Origin of the sequence: Curtobacterium salicis (assembly GCF_011759505.1) — a bacterium.
Taxonomy (GTDB): Bacteria; Actinomycetota; Actinomycetes; order Actinomycetales; family Microbacteriaceae; genus Curtobacterium; species Curtobacterium salicis.
In genome coordinates this window covers 471,215-492,527 of the sequence record NZ_JAAOYO010000004.1, presented here as the reverse complement: position 1 = coordinate 492,527, position 21,313 = coordinate 471,215, and the positions used below count along the sequence as shown (strand labels likewise).

The 21,313-nt window shown below is 69.4% G+C and carries 36 protein-coding genes and 1 tRNA gene; 3 read left to right on the top strand and 34 right to left on the bottom strand.

Features of this window, described 5'->3' with window-relative positions:
- Positions 1–2 precede the first annotated feature (2 nt).
- The 33 genes from E9228_RS14700 to E9228_RS14540 form a co-directional block, all read right to left on the bottom strand.
- Complete coding sequence (locus E9228_RS14700) at positions 3–164, bottom strand: hypothetical protein (protein ID WP_166781268.1); 162 nt, start codon at positions 162–164, stop codon at positions 3–5.
- A 70-nt stretch (positions 165–234) separates the two neighbouring features.
- Positions 235–1,452, bottom strand: coding sequence for a phage major capsid protein (locus tag E9228_RS14695; RefSeq protein WP_166781267.1), 1,218 nt, complete (start codon positions 1,450–1,452; stop codon positions 235–237).
- Positions 1,452–2,255, bottom strand: coding sequence for an HK97 family phage prohead protease (locus E9228_RS14690; protein WP_166781266.1), 804 nt, complete (start codon positions 2,253–2,255; stop codon positions 1,452–1,454). Before E9228_RS14690 ends, E9228_RS14695 begins: the two co-directional genes overlap by 1 nt.
- A 9-nt stretch (positions 2,256–2,264) precedes the next feature.
- Positions 2,265–4,208: a phage portal protein gene (locus E9228_RS14685; protein WP_166781265.1), complete on the bottom strand. Its 1,944-nt coding sequence runs from the start codon at positions 4,206–4,208 to the stop codon at positions 2,265–2,267.
- A gap of 15 nt (positions 4,209–4,223) precedes the next feature.
- Positions 4,224–5,882, bottom strand: coding sequence for a terminase (locus tag E9228_RS14680; protein ID WP_166781264.1), 1,659 nt, complete (start codon positions 5,880–5,882; stop codon positions 4,224–4,226).
- The gene (locus E9228_RS14675; protein WP_166781263.1) at positions 5,806–6,258 is read right to left on the bottom strand and encodes a terminase small subunit; all 453 of its coding nucleotides are present in this window, start codon (positions 6,256–6,258) and stop codon (positions 5,806–5,808) included. Before E9228_RS14675 ends, E9228_RS14680 begins: the two co-directional genes overlap by 77 nt.
- A 517-nt stretch (positions 6,259–6,775) precedes the next feature.
- The gene (locus E9228_RS14670; protein WP_166781262.1) at positions 6,776–7,012 is read right to left on the bottom strand and encodes a hypothetical protein; all 237 of its coding nucleotides are present in this window, start codon (positions 7,010–7,012) and stop codon (positions 6,776–6,778) included.
- A gap of 62 nt (positions 7,013–7,074) precedes the next feature.
- A complete protein-coding gene (locus tag E9228_RS14665; RefSeq protein WP_166781261.1) occupies positions 7,075–7,299 on the bottom strand; it encodes a hypothetical protein in 225 nt (74 codons plus the stop codon).
- Entirely contained in the window at positions 7,293–7,580 is a 288-nt protein-coding gene (locus E9228_RS14660; RefSeq protein WP_166781260.1) for an HNH endonuclease, read from the bottom strand. The genes E9228_RS14665 and E9228_RS14660 overlap by 7 nt, the downstream gene beginning before the upstream one ends.
- Before the next feature lie 333 nt (positions 7,581–7,913).
- The gene (locus tag E9228_RS14655; protein WP_166781259.1) at positions 7,914–8,108 is read right to left on the bottom strand and encodes a hypothetical protein; all 195 of its coding nucleotides are present in this window, start codon (positions 8,106–8,108) and stop codon (positions 7,914–7,916) included.
- Positions 8,105–8,761 carry a hypothetical protein gene (locus tag E9228_RS14650; protein WP_166781258.1) on the bottom strand — a complete coding sequence of 219 codons (657 nt, stop codon included), beginning with the start codon at positions 8,759–8,761 and terminating at the stop codon, positions 8,105–8,107. Before E9228_RS14650 ends, E9228_RS14655 begins: the two co-directional genes overlap by 4 nt.
- Positions 8,758–9,078: a hypothetical protein gene (locus E9228_RS14645; protein ID WP_166781257.1), complete on the bottom strand. Its 321-nt coding sequence runs from the start codon at positions 9,076–9,078 to the stop codon at positions 8,758–8,760. Before E9228_RS14645 ends, E9228_RS14650 begins: the two co-directional genes overlap by 4 nt.
- The gene (locus tag E9228_RS14640; RefSeq protein ID WP_166781256.1) at positions 9,078–9,563 is read right to left on the bottom strand and encodes a single-stranded DNA-binding protein; all 486 of its coding nucleotides are present in this window, start codon (positions 9,561–9,563) and stop codon (positions 9,078–9,080) included. Before E9228_RS14640 ends, E9228_RS14645 begins: the two co-directional genes overlap by 1 nt.
- A 1-nt stretch (position 9,564) precedes the next feature.
- Positions 9,565–9,771, bottom strand: a complete 207-nt coding sequence (locus E9228_RS14635; RefSeq protein ID WP_166781255.1) for a hypothetical protein — start codon at positions 9,769–9,771, stop codon at positions 9,565–9,567.
- On the bottom strand, positions 9,771–10,103 hold the full coding sequence (locus tag E9228_RS14630) for a hypothetical protein (RefSeq protein ID WP_166781254.1): 333 nt from the start codon (positions 10,101–10,103) through the stop codon (positions 9,771–9,773). The genes E9228_RS14635 and E9228_RS14630 overlap by 1 nt, the downstream gene beginning before the upstream one ends.
- Positions 10,103–11,410 (bottom strand): DnaB-like helicase C-terminal domain-containing protein, encoded by a 1,308-nt coding sequence (locus E9228_RS17655; protein ID WP_166781253.1) that lies wholly within the window; start codon positions 11,408–11,410, stop codon positions 10,103–10,105. The genes E9228_RS14630 and E9228_RS17655 overlap by 1 nt, the downstream gene beginning before the upstream one ends.
- Complete coding sequence (locus E9228_RS14620; RefSeq protein WP_166781252.1) at positions 11,403–11,648, bottom strand: hypothetical protein; 246 nt, start codon at positions 11,646–11,648, stop codon at positions 11,403–11,405. The genes E9228_RS17655 and E9228_RS14620 overlap by 8 nt, the downstream gene beginning before the upstream one ends.
- Complete coding sequence (locus tag E9228_RS14615; protein ID WP_166781251.1) at positions 11,635–12,501, bottom strand: helix-turn-helix domain-containing protein; 867 nt, start codon at positions 12,499–12,501, stop codon at positions 11,635–11,637. The genes E9228_RS14620 and E9228_RS14615 overlap by 14 nt, the downstream gene beginning before the upstream one ends.
- Positions 12,498–12,641, bottom strand: coding sequence for a hypothetical protein (locus E9228_RS14610; RefSeq protein WP_166781250.1), 144 nt, complete (start codon positions 12,639–12,641; stop codon positions 12,498–12,500). Before E9228_RS14610 ends, E9228_RS14615 begins: the two co-directional genes overlap by 4 nt.
- Entirely contained in the window at positions 12,632–12,997 is a 366-nt protein-coding gene (locus E9228_RS14605) for a hypothetical protein (protein ID WP_166781249.1), read from the bottom strand. Before E9228_RS14605 ends, E9228_RS14610 begins: the two co-directional genes overlap by 10 nt.
- Positions 12,994–13,326 carry a helix-turn-helix domain-containing protein gene (locus E9228_RS14600; protein WP_166781248.1) on the bottom strand — a complete coding sequence of 111 codons (333 nt, stop codon included), beginning with the start codon at positions 13,324–13,326 and terminating at the stop codon, positions 12,994–12,996. Before E9228_RS14600 ends, E9228_RS14605 begins: the two co-directional genes overlap by 4 nt.
- Positions 13,323–13,691, bottom strand: a complete 369-nt coding sequence (locus tag E9228_RS14595; protein ID WP_166781247.1) for a hypothetical protein — start codon at positions 13,689–13,691, stop codon at positions 13,323–13,325. The genes E9228_RS14600 and E9228_RS14595 overlap by 4 nt, the downstream gene beginning before the upstream one ends.
- Positions 13,691–14,203 (bottom strand): hypothetical protein, encoded by a 513-nt coding sequence (locus E9228_RS14590; RefSeq protein WP_166781246.1) that lies wholly within the window; start codon positions 14,201–14,203, stop codon positions 13,691–13,693. The genes E9228_RS14595 and E9228_RS14590 overlap by 1 nt, the downstream gene beginning before the upstream one ends.
- A complete protein-coding gene (locus tag E9228_RS14585; protein WP_166781245.1) occupies positions 14,200–14,394 on the bottom strand; it encodes a hypothetical protein in 195 nt (64 codons plus the stop codon). Before E9228_RS14585 ends, E9228_RS14590 begins: the two co-directional genes overlap by 4 nt.
- Entirely contained in the window at positions 14,391–15,335 is a 945-nt protein-coding gene (gene bet, locus E9228_RS14580; RefSeq protein WP_208386188.1) for a phage recombination protein Bet, read from the bottom strand. The genes E9228_RS14585 and bet overlap by 4 nt, the downstream gene beginning before the upstream one ends.
- The gene (locus E9228_RS16820) at positions 15,332–16,468 is read right to left on the bottom strand and encodes a YqaJ viral recombinase family protein (RefSeq protein WP_208386186.1); all 1,137 of its coding nucleotides are present in this window, start codon (positions 16,466–16,468) and stop codon (positions 15,332–15,334) included. The genes bet and E9228_RS16820 overlap by 4 nt, the downstream gene beginning before the upstream one ends.
- Positions 16,469–16,476: 8 nt before the next feature.
- On the bottom strand, positions 16,477–16,851 hold the full coding sequence (locus tag E9228_RS14570; RefSeq protein WP_166781244.1) for a hypothetical protein: 375 nt from the start codon (positions 16,849–16,851) through the stop codon (positions 16,477–16,479).
- A complete protein-coding gene (locus E9228_RS14565) occupies positions 16,848–17,387 on the bottom strand; it encodes a hypothetical protein (protein ID WP_166781243.1) in 540 nt (179 codons plus the stop codon). Before E9228_RS14565 ends, E9228_RS14570 begins: the two co-directional genes overlap by 4 nt.
- A complete protein-coding gene (locus E9228_RS14560; protein WP_166781242.1) occupies positions 17,384–17,662 on the bottom strand; it encodes a hypothetical protein in 279 nt (92 codons plus the stop codon). The genes E9228_RS14565 and E9228_RS14560 overlap by 4 nt, the downstream gene beginning before the upstream one ends.
- On the bottom strand, positions 17,659–17,997 hold the full coding sequence (locus E9228_RS14555) for a hypothetical protein (RefSeq protein WP_166781241.1): 339 nt from the start codon (positions 17,995–17,997) through the stop codon (positions 17,659–17,661). Before E9228_RS14555 ends, E9228_RS14560 begins: the two co-directional genes overlap by 4 nt.
- Complete coding sequence (locus E9228_RS14550) at positions 17,994–18,371, bottom strand: hypothetical protein (protein ID WP_166781240.1); 378 nt, start codon at positions 18,369–18,371, stop codon at positions 17,994–17,996. The genes E9228_RS14555 and E9228_RS14550 overlap by 4 nt, the downstream gene beginning before the upstream one ends.
- Before the next feature lie 100 nt (positions 18,372–18,471).
- Positions 18,472–18,681, bottom strand: a complete 210-nt coding sequence (locus E9228_RS17205) for a helix-turn-helix domain-containing protein (RefSeq protein WP_208386184.1) — start codon at positions 18,679–18,681, stop codon at positions 18,472–18,474.
- Positions 18,678–18,938 (bottom strand): helix-turn-helix domain-containing protein, encoded by a 261-nt coding sequence (locus E9228_RS14540; RefSeq protein ID WP_166781239.1) that lies wholly within the window; start codon positions 18,936–18,938, stop codon positions 18,678–18,680. Before E9228_RS14540 ends, E9228_RS17205 begins: the two co-directional genes overlap by 4 nt.
- 120 nt (positions 18,939–19,058) lie before the next feature.
- Between E9228_RS14540 and E9228_RS14535 the strand changes: the two genes are divergently transcribed.
- The 3 genes from E9228_RS14535 to E9228_RS14525 are packed head-to-tail and all read left to right on the top strand — an operon-like array spanning position 19,059 to position 21,057.
- Positions 19,059–19,478: a helix-turn-helix domain-containing protein gene (locus E9228_RS14535; protein ID WP_166781238.1), complete on the top strand. Its 420-nt coding sequence runs from the start codon at positions 19,059–19,061 to the stop codon at positions 19,476–19,478.
- Between the two features lie 29 nt (positions 19,479–19,507).
- Positions 19,508–19,909 (top strand): ImmA/IrrE family metallo-endopeptidase, encoded by a 402-nt coding sequence (locus E9228_RS14530; protein WP_166781237.1) that lies wholly within the window; start codon positions 19,508–19,510, stop codon positions 19,907–19,909.
- The gene (locus E9228_RS14525; RefSeq protein WP_166781236.1) at positions 19,909–21,057 is read left to right on the top strand and encodes a site-specific integrase; all 1,149 of its coding nucleotides are present in this window, start codon (positions 19,909–19,911) and stop codon (positions 21,055–21,057) included. Before E9228_RS14530 ends, E9228_RS14525 begins: the two co-directional genes overlap by 1 nt.
- Before the next feature lie 82 nt (positions 21,058–21,139).
- Here the strand turns inward: E9228_RS14525 and E9228_RS14520 are convergent.
- Positions 21,140–21,215 (bottom strand) — tRNA-Lys (locus E9228_RS14520).
- Between the last annotated feature and the right edge of the window lie 98 nt (positions 21,216–21,313).

Below are 21,313 nucleotides of genomic sequence, written 5' to 3'. Positions count from 1 at the left end.
TCCTACTTCGTGTCGGGCTCGACGGCCTTGTTGGCCGACGTTCGCGCCTTGTTCGCCGGGGTCTTCGACTTCTCGTCGACCTCGACGGCACCTTCGGGCTGCTCGCCCTCGATGTACTGCCAGTTGGTGTTGCCGACTCGGTAGGTCTTCAGCTTGTCCGCCATGCGGATGCTCCTTCCGTGAGCAGGGGTAGGAGCGGGCGCGACCCCGTAGGGTCGCGCCCGCCGGTGGGTGCTACGCCGCAGCGCCGAGGGTGACCTTCACGAGGCCGGACGGACGGCGCACGGCGAGGAGCAGACGCTCCTCCGCGCGGATCGTGATCCGGTTGTTGGTGAAGTCGTCCTCGTTGGTGTTCGTGGCCTCGACCGCGACGCCGCCCTTGCGGATGACCGAACCCGACTGCGCGAACGCGCCGACCAGCGTCGTGCCGGCCGCGATGGCGGGCGTGACGACCGTCCGGAGACCCCACAGCGGCGGCTGCTCCTGGATCGTCCCGTTGCCGTACTGGCCGGTGAAGAACCCACCGCCGAAGTACTGGCCGTTCGCGTCCTTCGACAGGCGCAGCGCCTGGTAGTCAGCCGGGTTGATGATGATGCCGTCTGCGTCCAGACCGGAGTTCAGCGCCGTGGCCGTGATCGCTCGGAACAGGGTGTCAGCGTTCGCGTCAGCCGAGGCCGACGTGAGCGTCTGGATGCCCGAACGGTTCAGCAGGCCACGGATGTTCGTGCCGGTGCCGGAACCGTTGAGGAGCTGGTTCTCCTCGAACAGGCCCAGCTGGTACAGCAGCCGGCCGTCGATCGCGGACTTCAGGAACGGCAGGTCCTCGCCGAGCTCGTCGGACTCCTTGATGAACGCCGCGATCTTCTTCAGCGCCTCGGTGACCGCCACCGGGTCGCCGAAGTGGAGCTGCGGCTTCTGGCCGTTCTCCGCGACGATCCCGAAGTCGCCGGCCTCGAGCGCGCCCTCCACGAAGTACGTCAGCGCCGTGCCGGAGATCGTCTCCGAGCCGAGGAGGTCCGCGACCGTCAGGCGACGACGGACACCGGTGACGATGTTCGTGTCGACCTGGAGCAGCGCCGGCGCCAGCGGACCGGGCGTGATGTGCACGTCCGTCGCCGCCTTGTACTCCGAGGACTGCGCCGACACGCGGCGCCCCTCGGACTTCTGGCGAGCGATGGTCTCGCCGACCGACTTGACGAAGTGCTCGCCGAGCGACTTCGCGGGGCGGCCCTCAGGGACGTCCTCGACGGCACCGGTGAGACCGGCGGTGAGGTCGGAGAGGCCCTTCTGCCGCTCCACCTTCCCGGCGAGCTCGGTCACGAGGTCCGACTTCTTGCGCGCCTCGCCGAGCTCGTCCTCGGTGATCTCGTGGCCGTCGACCTCGAGGCCCTTGATGTAGTCGGATGCAGCCTTGCGCGCGGCGCTCAGCTGCTCCTTCAGCGTGGTGCCCATCAGTGGGCTCCTTCCATGTTGATGCGGATCTTGAGCAGCTCCACGGACGCTCGGATGGGCTCCTCGGACTTGGCCCCGGAGGGCTCCTCGTCCTTGGCCGGGCCGGCGCTGGCTTCGCTTTCGGTTCCCCCGCCGTCGCCCGACGGGTCGTCCTCAGCGGACGGGTCGTCGAGCTCGGCGAGGAGCTTGGTGACACCGGCGCGGGCGTCGTCGAGCGACGTCAGCACGGTGCGGAGTTCGTCTTCGTTCTTCGCGGAGAACACTCGACCCGCCTTCACCTCGGTGAAGAGGCGATCGGCGGCGGCCTTCACGGCGACGACGCTGGTGTCCTGGTTCGCGCCGATCGGCACGAACGAGAACTCGTAGACCTTGAGCTTCCGCAGCTCGTTGGCCTTCTCGCCCCCGTCGAGCTCGACCGACCCCTCGTCGAGGACGTCGAACGCGAACGACAGCTGCGTCAGCCGGCGGCCCTTCACGAGTCGGTAGACCTGAGCGCCCTTCGGGGACTCGAGGTCGAACACGCCCTTCACCCACCAGCCGTGTTCGTCCTCGCCCTGGTCTGTGGCGGACGCGACGTAGAAGTCGGGGTCGTCGAGCCGGTGCCCGTACAGGCCCGGGAGGACGTTCCCCGACTCCTTCCACTCGGTGATGGTGTCGGTGAACGCGCCCTTCGCGACGACGTCGCCGTACGAGTCCGGGGTGCGGGTGAACGTGGACGGGTACACGAGGAACTCGCCCTCGGCGAGCCCGTCCTCCGGTCCTGCCTTCACGCCCCGCAGGGGGGCCGTCTTGATGGTGGTCATCGTCCCTCCTCAGGGAAAGTCGATCTGCACATCGCACGTGCAGCCGGCGATGTCGTCGACGTCGAGAGCGGAAGCGTCGCCCGGCCAGGCGGCACCGTTGGAGAACGAGTCGTCGTAGGGGACGGTCTCGCCGTTCATCGCGGCGTGCGCGGCGCGCGGCTTCCCGGACGTGACGATCCACGTCTTGGTCGCACCGGACCCGCCGGACTGGTGCACCGCCTCGACGGTCGCGAAGCCAGCGAGGGCCGTCGCGTACGTCAGGCCGGACTGATCAGCCCGGGAGTCGGCAGCCACGTCGAACACGTGGTCAGCGGCGTCCGGGTCGTCGTCGTCGAGGGCAGCGTCGAGCTGCTCCTTCGTCGCCTTGTTGACCCGGGTCGCCGTGTTCGTCGCGACGGCCTTCAGGTAGTTCACGGTGCGGTCGACGTCGTAGGTGTCCGGGTCGATGCCGGCGTCCTCGAGCGTCTTCCGCGCTGCGTCGACCGTCAACGGTGTGCCGGCGGCGAGGAGGTCGGCGGAGAGTTCCTTGACCCACCGCTCCTCGTCCCACCAGCTGTCGGCCTTCGCGCCGAGAGCCGACAGCACTGCGCGCGCCTGCCGGTCGAAGAACGCGGCGAACACGTCCCGCACGGTGTTGACCTGCTTCGGCGTCGCCCGCTCCTTCAGCAGCAGCGGAGAGCGCTTCGCAGGGCGCCGTGGCCCCGACTGCGTCCCAGACGCAGCCCCACCGTCCTGCGGTGACGCCTGACCGCCCTCGATGACGTTCAGCGGGACGATCAGCTCGTCCGCGCCGTCGACCGAAGGCAGGTTGTTTAGCGCCCGCGCCTCGTTGCGAGTCATCCACGGCGCGCCTGTCGCCGTCGAGGTAACCGCGGCCTGCTCCTCGAACGAGCCGCGGAGCTTCTCGCCGATGTTGAACTCGAGGTACGCGGTCGCCCGGTCCGTGATGCGGGGCACCAGGAACGCGTTCACCCGGTCCTGGATCTGCGCCAGCAGCGGGCCGAGCGTCTCCGTGTACAACATGCGGCGGAACTCGCGGACGTTCGAGAAGTTCGCGTTGTCGAGCTGCCCGATCATCGTGGGGTTCACGTGGTAGACCGACGCGACCGTCGCGATCGACAGCTTCGCGGCGTCGATGAACTGGTTGTCCTTCGCCGAGAAGCCAGGCTGTTCGATCGTCATGCCGTCCTGCAGCAGGAGCGGGCCGCCGGCTTCCGAACCGGACCCGGTGAACCGCTCCTTCAGCGCCGCCATGAAGCGGTTCTGCGCCTCCTGCGTCCACGTTGCACCCTGAGGCCGTGTCACCACGGTCCCAGCGCGGCCGCCGCGCTGCCACACCTGCAGGCGGTACTCCTGCGCGTTGATCTGCTCCGCCAGCGTCTGCCGGAGCGCCTTCACCGGGGAGGTGCCCCGCGTGCCGGACAGCGGCGACCAGCCGTGGAACACGATCGTCTGCTCGGCCTTGACCTCGAACATCGGCTTCCCCGGCGGGGACACGATGTACGCGTCAGGCCGCCAAAACGTGCCGCCCCTGACACCCGTGACCCAACCCGACGGTATCGACCGGATCTCGAACCCGGACGGGGTGTCCGACTCCCCCACGACCCAGTACGCCTCGTCGTAGAGATCCAGCGCAGCGACCAGCTCGTAGAGCAGCTCGTACGCCGTCTGGTCCGCGTTCGGCTGCTTGATGAGCTGCGCGAGCGGGTCGTCGCGGAGCCGGTCACGGCCCCCGTCAGCGAGACGCTCGAACGCATGCAGGCCGAGCTGCGCGACGTTCCTGGCCCGGAAGGTGACGACCGTGCGAAGGGCCGGCTGCGTCTCCCACAGCTTCTCGACCGAGAAGCCCATCACCTGGTCGAACCACTGGCCCCGCCACTCGACGGGAACCCCGTTCGGAGCGACCTCGTCGACGGGCAGTCGGCTGCCGCGGAAGATGTCGAGCAGTCCCACGGCGACCTCCATGTGTCAGAGCACGAACGCGCCCTCGTCCTCGTAGGCCGAGCGCACGATCGTGGGGTTGGTGTTGAGCAGCCACAGCGCTCCAAGCGCCGCGACGAGCGGAGCGGCGTCCTCCGGCGACTTCTGCCGGTCGATGACCCAGCCGTCACCGAGCGGCTTGATGACCGCGGTCGTCGCCGCGATGTCCAGCGGCGGCTGGTTCCCGTGCGTGAGGACCACCTGCGGGTCGTCCTCGTCGACCGCGCGGCGGACAGCATCGAACGTGACGCCCGACGCCCGAGCAAGGTCGGGGCCCTGCCACTCGACGAGTTCGATGCCAGCGCGAGCGAAGTCGTCAACGAGCGAGGACACCGGGGCGCCGCGGGTCTGCAGCGTCACGTGCTCGGGCTGGATCTTGCGGTCCGGACTGAGGAGCCACGGGATGACCCACTCGGTGCCGGGCGCTCGAGCGACGAGCTCGACGCGGCGGCGGCCGACGGTGTCCCAGAACGCGACGACGATCGACGACCAGGTGCGGTCATGCGAGACGTCAACGCAGTACGTGGCCGTGCGGGCGGCATCGCGTTCGACGCGCTCCACGCGGATGGCTTCCCACGAGCGGTTTGGGAAGGGGCCCGCTGCGGCCGTGTTCACGAACCGGCACATCACCTCGGTGAGGAACACGTGCTCCGGGTCCGTGGCGAGAGCGGCAGCGATCGCCGCCTCGGTGATCGTGTGCCCCATGGACGGGTTCGCCTGCGCCCACGCGTCACGGTCGCGCACATCGGCGTCCGGCGCCGCCGACCACTCGAAGATGCCGAGCGCCGAGTCGTCCAGCAGGTCATCGTCGATGTCAGCCGCGGCCTCTGCTGCGTCACGCATCTCGTCGATGCCGAGTGCGGCGAGCGCCACCTTCCGCAGATGCCGGAGCACCAGCGACGTCGCGTTGCCCGCGCTGGACACGCCCCACACCTGTGCACGCTGCCGGGCGAGCGTCGTCTTCGACACCGACGACCATGCATCCCACGACTGGTGCTCACGGAGCTCGTCGAGGACGACGCAGTCGCCAGACAGGCCGCGGCCGCCGCGACGGTTCGCCGCCGCGATCTTGTACCGCTGGTTCGTGTCGAGGATGATCGCCTGCCGGCCGTTCGCCGTGCGGATCTTCTTCACGTCGTCGGACAGCTCCGGGATCGCCTCCGCCACCTGGCGGACCGCGTCCCACGCCTCCTCGGCGATGTCGAGCGACTGCGCCGTCCCGACGATCGTGCGAGCGCCGTCCTGGAACAGCCGCCACAGCAGCAGGTAGATCAGGATCACGGTCTTGCCGTTCTGGCGGCTCACCAGCAGCAGGACCGTGCGGAACCGGAAGATCAGCTCCGGGCCCGGCAGCAGCTCGAGCGCGTGGATCAGCAGCCACCGCTGCCACTCGAGCAGCCGCGGCACGATCTCGAGGACATCCGCCTGATCGGGGTCCGCCGCCGCGATCTGCTCGAGCCGGTCGCGCACCCAGTCCGCGAACGCGACAGCGTCGAAGCCGAGCGACGTCTCCGGCGTCAGCTTCCGCAGCGGCCGCGTCCAGATGCGCGGCGTGACCGACCCGAACCGCTTACGCCGGACGGCGGGCTGCCGGCCGCGGGATGGCCGTGACGCTGTCCGGGCGCTCTTGCTCGTCGTCGCGCTCATCGGGCTCCTCGTCCGTCCGCCCCGCCGCACGCAGCGACCGGAGCTCATGCTGCAGACGCATCGTCGGCGTTCCCGCCAGCGCCCCCAACACCGACGACAGCGCACGATGCGCAGCCAGCAGCTTCGTCGTCGCGCCCTCCGCCGTCAGCACGTCCACCTGCTCAGCCAGCAGCCGAGCCTGCGACACCGCACCGTCATCCGACGGCGTCAACCACTTCATCGCCGCCAGCGACCGGTCCACCGCATCGCGCATCACCCTGCCCGGCTGAACGTCACGCCGCTCAGGACGTGCCGATCCCTCCGACTCACGCTTCCGCGCCCGGTACTTCCGCGCCCGCTCACGAGCAGCCGCCCGCTTCACCTCATCCGAGACCATGCGTGACACCTCCTCGTGCGCGTGACGCGTGACGTGATGTCACGAGAACCCCAACCCCGGATGGGGAAGATCACTCCCGGCGGTTGGGCCCGTGCTCGGGGTCGTGGCGATCTGACCGCCCCTACCCCTCAGCGGGTCAGGAGGACGGCTACGAGCGTGCTGGTGGCTGCTATGACCACAGCGGGGCGCCAGAGCGCGGTGGCTGCGTGTAGGGGGCTCTCCAGAACTCGGAGTGCGGCGTCGACGGCTCGTTCACTTCGCGTGTGGGTGTGAGGGCGAGTCGGCGATCGCACTGCGAGGTACTTCGCGAGCATCTGCTTCGTTCCCATGCGGGGATCCTCTCATTGCTCAGGTCTGGCCTGCACGGCGGCCGGGATGCCGTCCCCGGTCGAAAGCCTTGGCGGTGCCCCCGAAGCCGACTGCGTCGGTTACGTCCTCGCCGTGCAGGTGGTCAGTGGTGTTGGCCGCGATCGGCCAACGGTTCGTCCTGGTGCGGTGGCAGGTGCACGCTTCCCGGTCACCGTGGGTGCACACCGTCCACCCCGTGGGTGATGACCGTGTACCGGGTGTCGATGAGAGCCGCGAGGTACCGGGTGGTGCGGTCGATCTCGGCGGTCAGGTCGGCGTGTGCCCGGTCGAGAGCGGCCGGTGTCCACGTGTGCAGGTGGTCGGGCAGTTCGCCGCGGGTGTGCCGGTTCAGGAGGTGGTGTCCGGTGGTGCCGAGGACGGAGTGGGTGATCGGACCGTGCTCCACGCTGGGCCTCCGACCGAACTCGTCTACCGACTGTGATGCCGGGCAGTCGGGGGTGTGGCAGATCACCAGCGCCCGCCGAGCGTCCAGAGATCGAGCGCGCGGTCTGCGCGGTGTAGCCGGCGCCGAGCACCCGGTTCCTCGAACATGGCCTCCACCTGCGCGACGAGCAGGTTTCGGTCGCCTCCAGCCAGGTACCCGGCTTGGTTCTCATCCTGCGCGCGAAGCACCTCGCCGAGTTCTTCGAGCGCCTGCTCTCGGCGCCGCACGAGCCACTGCCTGATCACCATGCCTCCGATGTGACGCCGATGCCGGGGGCTGCAGCGCCGGCGCCCTTCGCGCGGTTGCAGCGGTGATGCGACGGCTTCCGGTTCGACGGCTCGAACTCGAGGTGCGGGTGCGTCTTCACCGGCAGGGTGTGGTCCACCTCGAGGGCGTCCGGCGTGTTCGCTGGTGCGTCCCAGTCGATGGTCGCCTGACCGCAGAGGGAGCAGGGGGCGTTGACGGCGCGCCACCGGGTCTTCTCCTCGGCGCGCATCTCCGTGTGCCGGCGGCTTCCACCTCGAGGCATCGGCTGCTCCTCACAGGGTGGACGGCGGGGACGCAGGTACCGCTCCGGGGTGACAGGTCAGTCCGGATTGTGGCGGTCCTTCGCGGTCAGCGCGGCCGCGTTGACGTCCCCGCCGAAGTCATGGGCCGGCGTCTCCCTCAAGAACACCGGCCCGGGATCCGTTCGCCACCGACGGCCGGGCGGATCAGCCCCGTGGCCCGGGGCAACGACGCCTCACCGGGGGTACGACGAAGGCCCCCACCATGATGGTGAGGGCCTTCGGTTGCTCCGTTCCGGTGACCCGGCGTGGAGGTTCGCTAGCGCCAGTGTACACACTGGGAGGGCAGTTCAGGTTTACGGCGAGTCGCGGGCCCGTCCTCGCCGTCGTCCGTGCTCTGCCGCGTACTGCACGAGGACGTCGAGGCGGACGTACCGGCGTCCCTGGTAGAGCACCGTGTCCATCCCGTTGGTGGCCCACTGCTTGATGGTCCGCTTGCTGCGGCGGATCCGCTTCGCTGCCGCGTCGAGGGTGAGGATCTCCGCCGTCATCCGATCCAGTCCAGGACCTGCCGGTACGTCTTCGTCGGGACCTCGTACGTGCACGCCTCGCACTGCACGGCGACGTCGTGGACGTCTTCGGAGTGCCACACCGCGCCGATGGCGTGCTCTCCGCAGACCGGGCACTGGCGGGCGTGGACGTCGCGGGGTCGTCGTGGTGCTCGCGGGTACTTGCCGGACAGGGCTCGGAAGATGTCGTTCACGTCGTCGATGAACACGGGTCCGGCGCTGTCGGTGAGGATCGCGTCCCACCGGATGAGCAGCCAGGTGACGAGGATCTGCACCAGCTGCCCGGCGCCGGCCGGGGTGGCTTCGGCGCGGAAGCCTTGCTCCTGCCCGTCGCGCTTCCACACGACGACGACGGTCGCGGGTGGGTTGACCTGGAGGCGGTCGGCCCAGTTCGTCACCCACTGCACGATGCGGGCGTACGCGTCGTCGGTGTCGTCGATCGCGTCAGCGCGGAACGGGAGCGGCGCCTCCTTCGACGTGGCCCGGGGCATGCCGTCGCTCATGACGCCGAGGGAGGGGACGGCGAGGCTGCGGGCGTACGCGATGAGGCCCGGTGCGTCGTTGAGGGTGCGGCGTGCTCGTGCGGCGGCGAGGGCGAGGGCGGTCTCGTCGTCGAGCTCGAGGGTGTCGGTCATGCGTTGCTCCTGCTCTCGTAGTCGGTCGTGCCTGCCCCGCCGTCCTTCTCGTGCTGCTGGATGCAATGCTCGACGTAGTCGTCGAGCTCCCCGTCGGTCAGCCACCGGTTCGGGCCGTCCGCGAAGCCGAAGCCGAAGAAGTCGAGGATCGCCCCACTGGCGCTTGCGGGGAACGCACACGTGTCACCGAGGCTGCCGAGGCTGACCACGACGTGCGTAAACGGGTCGGGCATCTCGTCAGTCGTGACGGGCTCGCTGAGCTTGTACAGCACACGCCGCTCGAGCTCACTCGGGACGCGCTGAGCCGTGATTCCCATCAGAACGGGGTCTCGTCGTCGTACGTGCCGCCGGGCTGCGTCCACGTGTCCGCCTGCGGCTGCTGAGCGCCCTGCGGAGCCCAGGACGGGTTGTCAGCCGCCTGGCCTCCCGTTCGGCCGCTGGTGGCCCGTGTGACCGCTGCGGTGGCGTACCGGAGGGACGGGCCGATCTCGTCGACCTCGAGCTCGATGCTCGTGCGCTGGTTGCCCTCGCGGTCCTGGTACGACCGCTGACGGAGACGGCCCTGGACGATGACGCGGCTGCCCTTCGTCAGCGACCCGGACACGTGCTCGGCGAACTCGCCCCAGACGCTGGACCGGAGGAACAGCGCGTCGCCGTCCTTCCACTCGTTCGCCTGCCGGTCGAACGTCCGCGGCGTGGACGCGATCGTGAAGTTCGCGACGGCCTTACCGTTCTGCGTGTACCGGAGCTCGGGGTCTGCGGTGAGGTTCCCCACCACGGTGATGATCGTTTCGCCAGCCATCTCAGTTCTCCGTCTCTGCCGCCGGGGCGGCCTTCTCGATGCGGCAAGCCAGTGCCGCGCTGATTGCTTCGTCCAGCTCGTCGCGGAGCTGGGCTGCCTCCGCGATCTCGAGCTGCGCCTGCGTGCCGCGGACCTCGACGGACACGCCGCCGAAGTCGTCAGCCCACGCGTCGGCGATGGTCTCGGTTCTCGTCCTCGTGACGCCCATCAGTCGCTCCCGTCCGTAGCGCCTGTCTCGACGACGCGCCTGCTCATCTCGGTCGCTTCGATGTCGACCTCCTGGACGTAGTGCGTCGTCCGCTTCTCGATCTGGAACACGCTCAGCGCTGTCTGGTGGCCCAGCCCCCACTCCTGGCAGAGCTCAGCGAACTGCTGGTCGATCGATCGCCCGACGACGTTGGGGTCCTCGAGGTCACGCTCGCTACTGGCCCATGCCCCTTCGAAGCGCCGAGAGACGTGCTGGTCTCCGAGGTCCGTCATCACCGTGAACACGTTCCTGACCTCGGTGGTCGTCTTCGTGATCGTCTTCTTCGTCGCCATCAGGCGGCCTCCGCTCCGTCAAGTGGCACCGCACCGTGCGGCGACCAACCCCTGTCCCTGAGGCGCGCGAACTGGCCCTGCCAGATCAACGACACCTCCCCGTTCTCCCCATGCCGGTTCTTCGCCACCGCGACCGTCAGATCCGCCGGCGTCTTCCGGTCGTACGACAGCAGCAGCACCACGTCCGCGTCCTGCTCGATCGACCCCGACTCACGCAGGTCCGACAGCATCGGCACCCGCGACTTCCGGCCCTCCACCTGCCGGCTCAGCTGCGACAGGGCGATCACCGGCACGCCGAGCTGCTTAGCGAGGAGCTTCAGCTGCCGCGACATCGACCCGACGAACTCCTGCCGAGACTGCTTCGGGTCGCCGCCCTCGAACAGCTGCAGGTAGTCCACGACGACGCCCGCAAGCGGCCCGCGTCGCGACACCGACCGGATGAACGCCCGCATCTCCGCGAGCGTCGTCGACCGGTCGTCGATGAAGATCGGCGCGCCCTGCATCTTCTGCCTGGCGATCGCGACCCGCTTCCGCTGCTCGTCGTTCAGCGCGTGGTTCCGCAGCGACTTCATGTGGACCTCGCCGAACTGCGCGATGAGGCGCAACTGCAGCTCGTCCTCCGACATCTCGAGCGAGACGTACACGACCATGCCGCGGCGGGCGAGCATCGTCGCCAGGTTCATCCCGAAGATCGTCTTCCCCTCACCGGGACGGGCGCCGATGACGACGAGGTTCCCGCCGGCGAGGCCGCCGATCAGCTTGTCGAGGGACTCGAACCCCGTCGACATGAACTCCGGCTTCTCCGCCAGCCGGGCGATCGTCGCGTCGATCGTGTCCCCGACCGGGTGCACGGCGACGCGCGTGTTCTTCGCCACCAACTCGAGCGCCTGCTGCGCCTCGTCGACGAGCTTCATCGGGTCACCCTCGGTCGCGGACCCCATCTGCGTGATCTGCAGACCGGCCTGCGCGAGACGCCGGCGGATCGCCTTCTGCCGGACGATGTCGGCGTGGTAGCCGACGTTCGCCGTCGTCGCGACCATCGACGTCAGCTGGAACAGGTACGCGTCCCCGCCGACGTTGCCGATGAGGCCCTTCTGCTGCAGCTCGTTGATCACCGCGATCGTGTCCGACGGCTCGTCACGCTCCGCGAGGGACGCCGCGGCGCGGGCGATGTGCTCGTGCTTCGGGCTGTAGAAGTCCGCCGGCGTCAGGACGTCGAGGGCGGTCCAGATGGCGTCCCGGTCGAGGAGCATCGCACCGACGACGGTCTGCTCCGCGACCTGGTCGAACTGCTGCACGTCATCCACGGCGGCTCACCGCCTCGATCCACTCGGTGTCGCCCTCGTGCTCGTCGAACTCCTCGACGGTCACGCCGTGCGCCTCACACCACGCCTGCTTCTGCTCCGCCATCAGCTCGGCCGTCGCGTCGATGCCGAGCCGCGGCTGATCCGGTGCACACCGCTCGAGGACGTCCGACGGCATGATCCACCGGTGCTCCTCGCGGTAGTGCTGCTGCACCGCCGCCAGCGCCTCATCGAACGGCACGTGGCCCACCAGCTGGTGCCACGCCCGCGCCGAGAACTCGGTCAGCGGACGGCTGTCGATGCCCTGCGCCCATGCCAACAGCGCGGCGGTCTCCTGCTTGTTCATCTCGTGCGTCCTCCTCAGCCATCCGCGCGATCAGCGCGAGGGTGTCGTCCTGTCGTTCCTGCATGCGTCCATGACGCGGTCGCGGGAGCGGGTCGTTCCACCGCTCCTGGTTCAGCCAGGGCAGCAGCCCGGGCACGAACTGCTCGTCCCAACCGCCTGCCGTGTACGCCTGCCCGTGGTCCCTGATCGCGGCGACGAGCACCTCGAGCCCGATCACCTTCGACCTCACGAGCCGCACGAACTTCTCCCGAGCGGGCTTCTTCTTGTCGTGCTTCGGCCACACCGTCCAGACCAATTCGAACCAGTCGTCCTCCCGCGCGATGGACGGGTTCTGGACGGGTTCTTCTCCGAAGGAGAAGAGGGACGGTTTGTGTGCAACAGGTTGCACGTCGTGAGTACGCGATCTCGCACCCCGTGGCGCGTCAGATTGCACGTCGTGAACCGGCGGGGTGCAGGACTTGCCTGCCGTCATGACGACGTCGTAGACCACTGGACGACGGTCCGCACGGAAGTGCGACACCAGATCCTGGTCGCCCTTCCGGATCAGCCCGGCGTCCTCGAGCGCCCGCAGATGCGACGCCACACTCCGCACCGAGCAGCGGGCCCGATCTGCGATCCACTCCCGAGCCGGGTACGCCGCCGACCCGTCGTCGTGCGCCCGGTCCGCGAGGGCGAGCAGCACGAGCAGGTGCGACTGCGTCGTCACCGGCGCCTCGTACAGCACCCACGTGATCACCTTCAAGCTCACGGTTCCTCCTCCTCTCGTTCGTCCATCTCGCCCGCCTCGATGCGGGTCCTCATGCCCTCCGCCATCGCCGCGACGAGCGGGTTCCGGTGCGCCTCCCACCGGGCCAGGTGAGCCAGCACCGCGGTCCTGCTCAGCCCCACGACGCGCTCCCGTCCGTCGGCGGCCACGCGTAGTGCACGCCGCCGTCGTCGCGGAGCAGGACCAGGCCGTGCACCGCGTGCCGCACCTCCACCAGCTCCGGGTCGTCATGGCCGCCGATCTTGATGCCCCGCCGGACCGCCTCCGCCTGCATCTCCGGATCCGCCTCGATCTCGCCGTTGATCGACGACTCCAACCAGACGACGTTCGACAGCCGGTGCTTCGACCGACGGCCGCCCATGCCGCCCTGCCGGTGCTGCGGCACGAGGGTGTCGGACTCGTTGCCCGTCCACGCCGACCGTCGCCCGTCACGCGCCTCGAGGGCGGCGAGGAGCGGCGCCGGCGTCTGCGAGCTCACGATGCGGCCTTCCGCTGCTCGTCAAGGCGGCGCTGCCAGCCATGCGCCGGCAGTAGCAGGCGCTTCCGCCGCTTCGCCACCGACGAGTGGCTGATCCCGAGCTCCGCCGCGATCTCGTGGTCCGTCATGCCCTTCTCGTTGAGCTTCAGCACCTGCTCATCGACACTGCCCTCGGCAGCGCGCGGCGTGGTCGTCGGCGGCACGTAGGTCCGCAGCACCTCACGGATCACCACCGCCACCGACGTCCGCTCAGCGTCAGCGACCTGCCGCAGCGTCTTGAACACCGCGTTCGGCACGGACACCCGGACGAAGACGTCGTAGTCGCTCATCGCCGCACCTCGACCCGGACCGTCGAGTCCACCGTCAGGACCCGCGCCCGACCACCGGGCGCCGGCTCGAACGTGAACGTCGTCACCGTGCGGCCCGTGATCGACCCGTCATGCGAGATCGCGATCACACGACCCTCGAACGGCGCATCCAGACCCGACTCCGGCACCGCCACGGTCTTCCCGTACACGCCGGCGTTCAGCGCACCCGCCATCACCTTCGGCGTCGGCGTCGCACCACACCGGGTGCAGAACTTCATGCCCCCGTCGGGGTGGATCACCGGGACGACGTACGCGCCCCCGATGAGCTCGCAGCCGCGGACGTGCACCACGTCACCGCGACGCACCAGCATCGTGTTCTCAGCCATCAGCTCGCTCCCGTGTAGCCCTGCGCGTGCATCCGGTCAGCAGCCCGCTGATCCGCACGCGACGTCCTGTGGTTCTCACCGGCAGCCGCGAACGCATCAAGCAGCTTCCGGAGGAACTGGTCCCGCTTCTCAGCGAGGAGGAACGCGAGCTTCAGCTCGTACCCCTTGTCCGACGCGCGAGCCATCTGCTCCGCCAGCGTCCGAGCGACCTTGTCGGCGCCCATCACCAGCCGCACCGTCTCCCGGTCGATGTACGCCTCGTAGTCCGTCCTGGCAGTCGCGTACGCCTCACCAGCGGCCTGCAGCGCAGCGACGACCTCGAAGCGCATGGCAGCGAGCTGGTCCCCGTACGCGCCGAGTAGCGTCCGCCCGACCGCGTTCACGAGGGCGACGTGCAGCCGGTCGTCCGGATCCGGCCGGTGGATGCCGACCGAAGCCAAGACGTTCGCGATCCGGGGATCCAGCGGCGGCCGCTCCACGACCTCAGCCGTCGTGGCATCCACCGCGCTCACGACGCCTGCTCCGACTCGTCCACCGGCCGGTACAACCACGCAAGGTAGTTGGCGTTCGTCGTGGCCGTCGGACCGTTGGAGCCGACACGGACCTCCACGGCGCCGTCCTGGTGCACCTTGAGCACGGTCACCACTGCCCCGTTGCTCTTGCTGCGGAGACGCATGCCCGGTCGCAGATCCATCTGGCTCATCGGTCGTACCCGCCGGCGCTCGGCGTCCCGTCGACCTCCGTGCCCTCGAGCACACCGTCGACCGTCTCCACCTCGTCCTCCGACTGCGGCACCTCCGCCGTTGCCCAGTCCGTCGTCGACTCCGCCGACTGCTGCTCCGCCCACTCCGGCTCCGCCGCCTTCACCGGCTCCGCCAGCGCCACCAGACGAGCACCGATCGCCGCCTGCAGCTCACCCGACCGCTCCTGCTTCGGAATCCGCCGCCACAACGCGTTCGCCTCGTCCTTCGACGACACCGCCGCGGCCTCCGCGAACCAGTCCGTCGGCGCCACCTGCGGCTCCTCCACGAGCGCCGGCTGCTGCTCCTGCACCACCGGCGCCTGCTGCGGACGCCCGGACTGCGCCTGGTCCATCTCCTCCGTCGAGTACAGCCCCGACAAGTCCTGCGGGAACGCCTTCCGCAGCGCCAGCATCTCGGCGCACTTCCCGAGCATCAGCGCCGGCATCTTCCGCCACATCGGACCGCCCGCGTTGTACGCGTCCAGCGTTGCCACCGCGTACAGCGGCTCCACGAACCCATCACGGTGCACACCCACACGGGCCGCCTTCGGGGCTTCGCTCGCGAGCCACACGTCGACCCACGTCACACCGTCAGCCGTCCACTGCACCGCCGTCTGCCCGCGGTACTGACCGGTCCGCTCGGCGACCAACCGAGCACCGTCGATCGACACCTGCGTGCCCCACTTGCCGCCACGCTCGATGCAGTAGATCTGCCGCGCGATCGGGTCCAGCCCGGTCCGCTGCGCGTGCATCAGGAACGCCTCGACCACCGGACGCGGCGCCAGCCGGCGTGCTGCAGGCGGGCCCGTCACCAGACCGGCCGCCTCGACGAGCGCCGCCTCGGACGCCGTCCACTTCGTCTCGTCTCCCGTTGACGGGAGCGCTGCCACTGCGTTCGTCACGCTGCCTTCTCCTTCGTGCCCTTGGCCGCGGTGACCCGCAGCGCTGCCTTCTTCACCACGACCTGCTCCACACCGGTCTGCCGGATGTGCTCCGCCTCGAACGCCTCGACCGCCAGCCGCTCACGCTTCAGCGCCGCCTCCGCCTGGTCGAAGTCGTCCTCCGCCAGCTGCAGGCGCTCGTACAGCCCCGCCGGACGAGCCGCCTCCGCCGCCGCCCGATCGATGCCGAACACCGGCTTCTCCTCGACGACCGCCGGCGTGAACGACACACGAGCCAGCGGCGACTCCTGCACCACCGCCTCCCCCGCGTCCAGCCGCTCGAACATCGCGCGGTACGCCGGTTCCTTCAGCGCCTTCGCCTCCTTCTCGAGGTCGAGGCCGCGGAGGTAGTTCACGGCGAGCGTGTCCAGCTCCTCGTCGATCACCTGTTCGTCGCCGGCACGAGCAGCAGCCAGCGCTGCGTCGAGCCGCTCGAGGAACTGGTCGGCGATGACGATGAGCTCCGCGAACAGGTCCGCGTCGAACTCGACCCACTCGACGTCCACGCCGAACGGGTGCCCGGACTCGAACGCGCCGGGCTGCCCCTCACGGAGTTCCCACGCGTACAGCGACCGCTTCGCTCCGAGCACGCCCATGACCCACTGCTGCTGGATCGCGTAGCCCTTCTTCCGGTACGCCTCCGTGCCGACGCTGACGTCCATGCCAGCGGTCTTGATCTCCGACACCTCGAGCTCACCCGCGTCGTTCAGGCGGACACCGTCGGGCGACGCCAGGTGACGTGCGTTCGACGCCGAGCGGAACACCCGCGACTCCGGCAGCATCCCGTGCGACACCCGCAGCTGCTCCGCGATGACCGGCTCACGCTCCTTGCCCCACAGGATCACCGGTGTCGAGAGCAGCGTCGCGGTGGCGGCTGCCTCCCGTGCCTTGTCGTCCGGAGCGAGGAGCAGCGCGCACTTCTGGTCGATGAGCTTCTGCTGCGACGTGTACGCCGAGAAGCCGTGGGCGATGAGCCACAGGTCCCGTACCTCTGTCGCCGTGGCACCCTGTGCCCGGGCGAGCAGCCACTGCGTCCGGTCCTGGTCCGACGCCCCGGCACGCGCCTCGAGCTCGGCGGGGAGCGACGTCCGCACCGCGGGGCTCACTGGTCGCCGCCGAACGGGCTCGCCAGGGCGGCACCGAAGTCGGTGACCGTCGCGTCCGGGTCCTCGTCGTCCGCCGGGGCCTGCTCAGCGTCGAAGATGCCGAGCGTCTCGTTCCCCGTCCGCACCTGGTACGCCGACTGCTGCAGCCCCTGCGCCGACACCAACAGGTCACCACCCATCGGCTCGATGTGCACGGCCTTCACCAGCGTCGACTGCCCGTCCGCGTTGTCACGGTGCTCGATGACCTCGTACGTGACGATCGCCGTCACCTTGTGCCCCAGCTGCGCGTGAGCCAGCGCCCCGTCGACGTCCACCTCCTGCAGGCCGTCCCGGGTTTCTTCGAGCTTCCGCTTCATGATCTGCACGCTCACGACGCGCTCCCTTCGTTGATAGGCCAGGACACTGCGCCCATGGCCTCGATCTGCTGCTTGCTCGGCTTTCCATCGATCGGTGAGCCGAAGGACCGCGCACCCATCGCCGCGAGGGCGAGAGCGTCGGCCACGTTGTGGTCCCGGATCGTCAGATCGGGATGACGGGCCCGCATCGACGCGAGCACCGCCCGCTTCTGCGCCTTGCCGTCGTTGGCGGCGTACTTCGCCCGAGTCCGGGGTGACACGATGACGACGACGTGACCGCACGCGAGGAGCGGGCCACGGACCATCCACCGCTGCGCGTGCCGCTCGTCCGGCTTCCCGAACCGAGAACCCCACGACGGCCCCTCGAGGACGACGAGCGCCCCGGCCGGCACCTGGCGGAGCGTCCTCTGAGCCGTCGACTCGATGCGACGCCACGACAGCAGCGGGTCGTCCGACGCAGCTGCATCGACCCGTTCGAGCGACACCTGCCCGTCTCGGATCACCGCGACCCCTGTGCTCGCCAGAGACAGGTCCAGGCCGACGATGATCACGAGCCGCACCGCAGGTGAGTCCACGTCCACCGCAACGGCACCAGCCCGACCGTGTTGCACGCCGAGCACGCCTGTGGACGCTGCAAGTCCGCGATCTCTGCGCCGTGCTCCTCGCAGACGAAGGACACCGCGTCGCAGTGGTTGCACCGCATCGCCCACTCCGACGGCTTCGCGCACCGCTCGACGTGCTCCTGCGTCCGCCGCGTCCGCTTCTGGCACTGCGGGTACTCCGCGAGAGCGATCTGCAGGTGCACCGGCAGCTCCACGGCGCTCACCGGCTCATCGCTTCGTCGGCGGCGATGATCGCGGCGGCGATGCGCTCGGCGTGCTTCACGAACATGACGTTCTTGCTCGGCGCACCGTGCTTCCACTCGTTCGCCACCTTGAGCATCCCGTCGAGCGAGTCCCAGAGTTCGGGGTTGCCCGCGGTACCGACGATCAAGGCCTGGTCTGCTCCGGAAGCGTTCGCCCAGGTGCCGAGCAAGAAGCCGTTCCACGGGTCACGTGCTCGCAGCTCGTTGCTGGTCGCGCTGATGCCCCACGGGCCAGGCGTGCTCCCCTTGCGCCACTTCGCGAGCGCGGCACGGGCCTGCTGGATGTCGGCGCTCATCGGACACCTCGCGGCGGCGTCAGCATCGCGACCGCACCGATCAGCACCGACACGACCACCAGGAGCAGCAGGCCGCCAGCGATCGGGACCTCCACCACCCACGAGATCAGCGCGACGACGATCGCGAACAGGAACCACGGAGCGCCACGGAGGAACGTCCGCTGCCCCTCCGTCGTCCCAGTGATCGGGACCGGCAGCGTCGCATCGAGCGGGACCTCGACGACGGACCGCTCGCCGAGCTCGTTGCGAATCGTGAGCACGACCTGGTCGTGCACCTGAGCGGTGGAGTGGACGCGCCAGATGTGGCCGTCGTGGTCGAAGATCAGCTCCTCCGAGCGGATCAGCGCAGCGAGCTTCCGCCCGGCTGCAGGCATGGAGGTACCACGGAACATGTCGTTGCCCCTTCGGGGTGAGAGAAGTGATCCCGCCGGGCTGTCGGTAGCCGGGCGGCAGAAGATCAGAGGGGGAGAGAGGTCAGGCGGCGTCGCGCTGCGCGGCGACGTACGCGCGCAGGTCGCCGAGGCGGTACTTCACGAGGCGCCCGACCTTCGTCGCGACGGGCCCCTTCCGGAGGCGACGCCACTCGTAGAGGGTCTTCACCTTCAGGCCGAGGTACTCGGCCGCCCTGGCGATGTCGACGAGCTGCTCGTCGTCGGGTCGGGTCTGAGCGAGGTCGATGCTCACGAGGCCACCGCCAGCGCCTCAGCGCGCTGCGCCGCCGGCTTCGTCCGGGGCATCAGCTCGTACGTGACGAGGCCGAGCGCCTCGGCGATCGCGTTGAGCTCCTCGACGTCGAACGCGACCTTCCCGGACAGCTTCCGGGACAGCGTCGCGCCGGAGATGCCGGTCTTCGTCGACACGGCGGACTGCGTCAGGCCGGCGCGTCCGATGGCCGCTCGGACCTCTCCCGCCACTTGCTCGCTGTAGCTCTGTGTTTCCATGTGGACCAGTATGCGCCCATGTGTGTCCGCCGCAAGGGAGACTTGTGGTTGTTTCCATTTCTGGCTAGTTTTTTCCACATGGGAACGAACAGTCGTGAATTGGGTCCGCTGAGCCAGGCAGTGAGCGCTGAGCTGCGTGCGGAATCGAGCCGCCGCAACATCGGCGTCCGCGAGCTCGGCGAACGCAGCCGGCTCCCCTACTCGACCGTCTCCAAGAGCCTCCGCGGCGCCCGCGTCATCGACGTCGAAGAGCTCGGCCGCCTCTGCCACGGACTCGACATCGAGCCCGCCGAGATCCTCCGCAACGCCGAGATCGCTATCCGCCGGCACGGTGCCACCTACTTCGACACCCTCGCTGCCGCCGACGCCGCAGACCTCGCACGCTGGGGCCTGAAGCCGAACCTCAGTGTCGTACCCACCCCGCAAGATGAGGACACCTCCGAGGACTACGACGTCATCCCTGACACGTCGCACCTCGAGGCCCTCCCCAAGGCCGCACGCCGCGGCCAGCGCAAGGCAGACGAACCGGCTGCCGACTGACCACCCACGGGGGCAACGTGAGAGAGCTGATGGACATCGCACGGGACTACGGCGTCCGCGTCGTCATGGGGCACCTGCCCGATGACCTCCTCGGCGCCTACTCCCCGCTCGAGAGCCGCATCTACCTGGACATCCGACTGACACCGTCCGAGCGGCGCTCCGTCCTCGCGCACGAGCTCGGGCACGTCTTCCACGGGCACACCTGCGACACCGGCCGGGACAGCGCCATCGAGCGCCAGGCCGACTCCTACGCCGCGACGCTGCTCGTGCACCCCGAGGACTACGCAGCCCTCGAGCGCGTCAGCCCCGACACCCACTACATCGCCGAGGAGCTCAACGTGACCCCCGCCGTCGTCCACGACTTCCGCCGCTACGTGCTCCGCAAGTTCGGCCCCCGCATCTACGCCGGCCACCGGCTCGTCAGCGCCTGATGCCCCGCCCACCACTCGTCCTCGGCACCTGGGGGCAGATCACCCGCAGCCGCCGCGGGAAGCTCTGGGTCGCGAAGGCCCGCTTCCGCGACTTCGACGGCGTCACCCGACTCGTCGAGCGCACCGGCTCCACGGGCCGTCAGGCGGAGGACACGCTCGTCGAGCACCTCCGGGACCGGACACGCCTCCACGGCGGCGAGATCACCGCCGAGAGCCACGTGCGGGTCCTCGCCGACCGCTGGTACGACACGCTCCTCGAGCGGAAGGTCGCATCCGGCACCCTCGAGGCGTACCGGCGATCGCTCCGCACCCACATCGAGCCCGCGCTCGGCGCTCTCCGGATCCGCGAGGTCACCGTGCCCGTCGTCGACAGGCACCTCGGCGCGCTCATCGCGAAGTCCCCCTCGGCGGCGAAGACCGCCCGGGTGATCCTGAAGGGCATGTTCTCCCTCGCCGTCCGGCACGGCGCCGCCGGCACGAACCCCGTCACCGAGGCACGCGCCGTCGCCGTCACCCGCGGCGAGGTGCTGACCATCGCATCAGCCGACGTCGTCGTGCTCCGGCAGCGGCTCCGTGCCTGGGACACCGGCATCGACAAGGGCGGCCGGGTACGCACCGCGGAGCTCGGCGACCTGGTCGACATGCTCATGGCGACCGCCGTCCGGACCGGCGAGCTGCTCGCCATCCGGTGGGTGGACGTCGACCTCGGCGCCGACGTCCCGACCGTCACGATCACCGGCACCGTCGTCCAGGTCCGCGGCGAGGGCCTGCAACGCCAGGAGCACCCGAAGACAGCCTCGTCGTGGCGCAGGCTCCCCCTGCCCCCGTTCGCCGTCGCCATGCTCATGCAGCGCCGCGCAGACGCCTACACGGAGTGGGTGTTCCCGTCGTCGACCGGGACGCTCCGCTCACCGAACAACATGCGCCGGCAGTGGCGCGACTTCCGCGACCACCACGGGTACGACGACTGGATCACCCCGAAGTCGTTCCGGAAGACCGTCGGCAAGCTCATCCGCGACGGGGTCGACCTCGACACCGCGGCCGCGCTGCTCGGGCACTCGAACACCCGCGTCACCGAGCAGCACTACACAGGCCGGATCCACGACGCGCCTGACGTCCGCGAACACCTCGAGCAGCTCGGCCGCTGACGCCGAAAGCGTTGGGTTTCCGTTGGCCCAACGAGAAAAGGCCCGGGACCGCTTTCGCGATCCCGGGCCTCATCTGGACTTCTGGTGCACCCCCTCGGACTTGAACCGAGAACCCACTGATTAAGAGTCAGTTGCTCTGCCAATTGAGCTAGAGGTGCGTGTGTGGAGTTGTCTTGCCGCTTCGGCGTGCGCCCCGCGACGGGAATCAACAATAGCATGACTTCTGCGTGCCCTTGACCACTCGGGGCGCCGAACG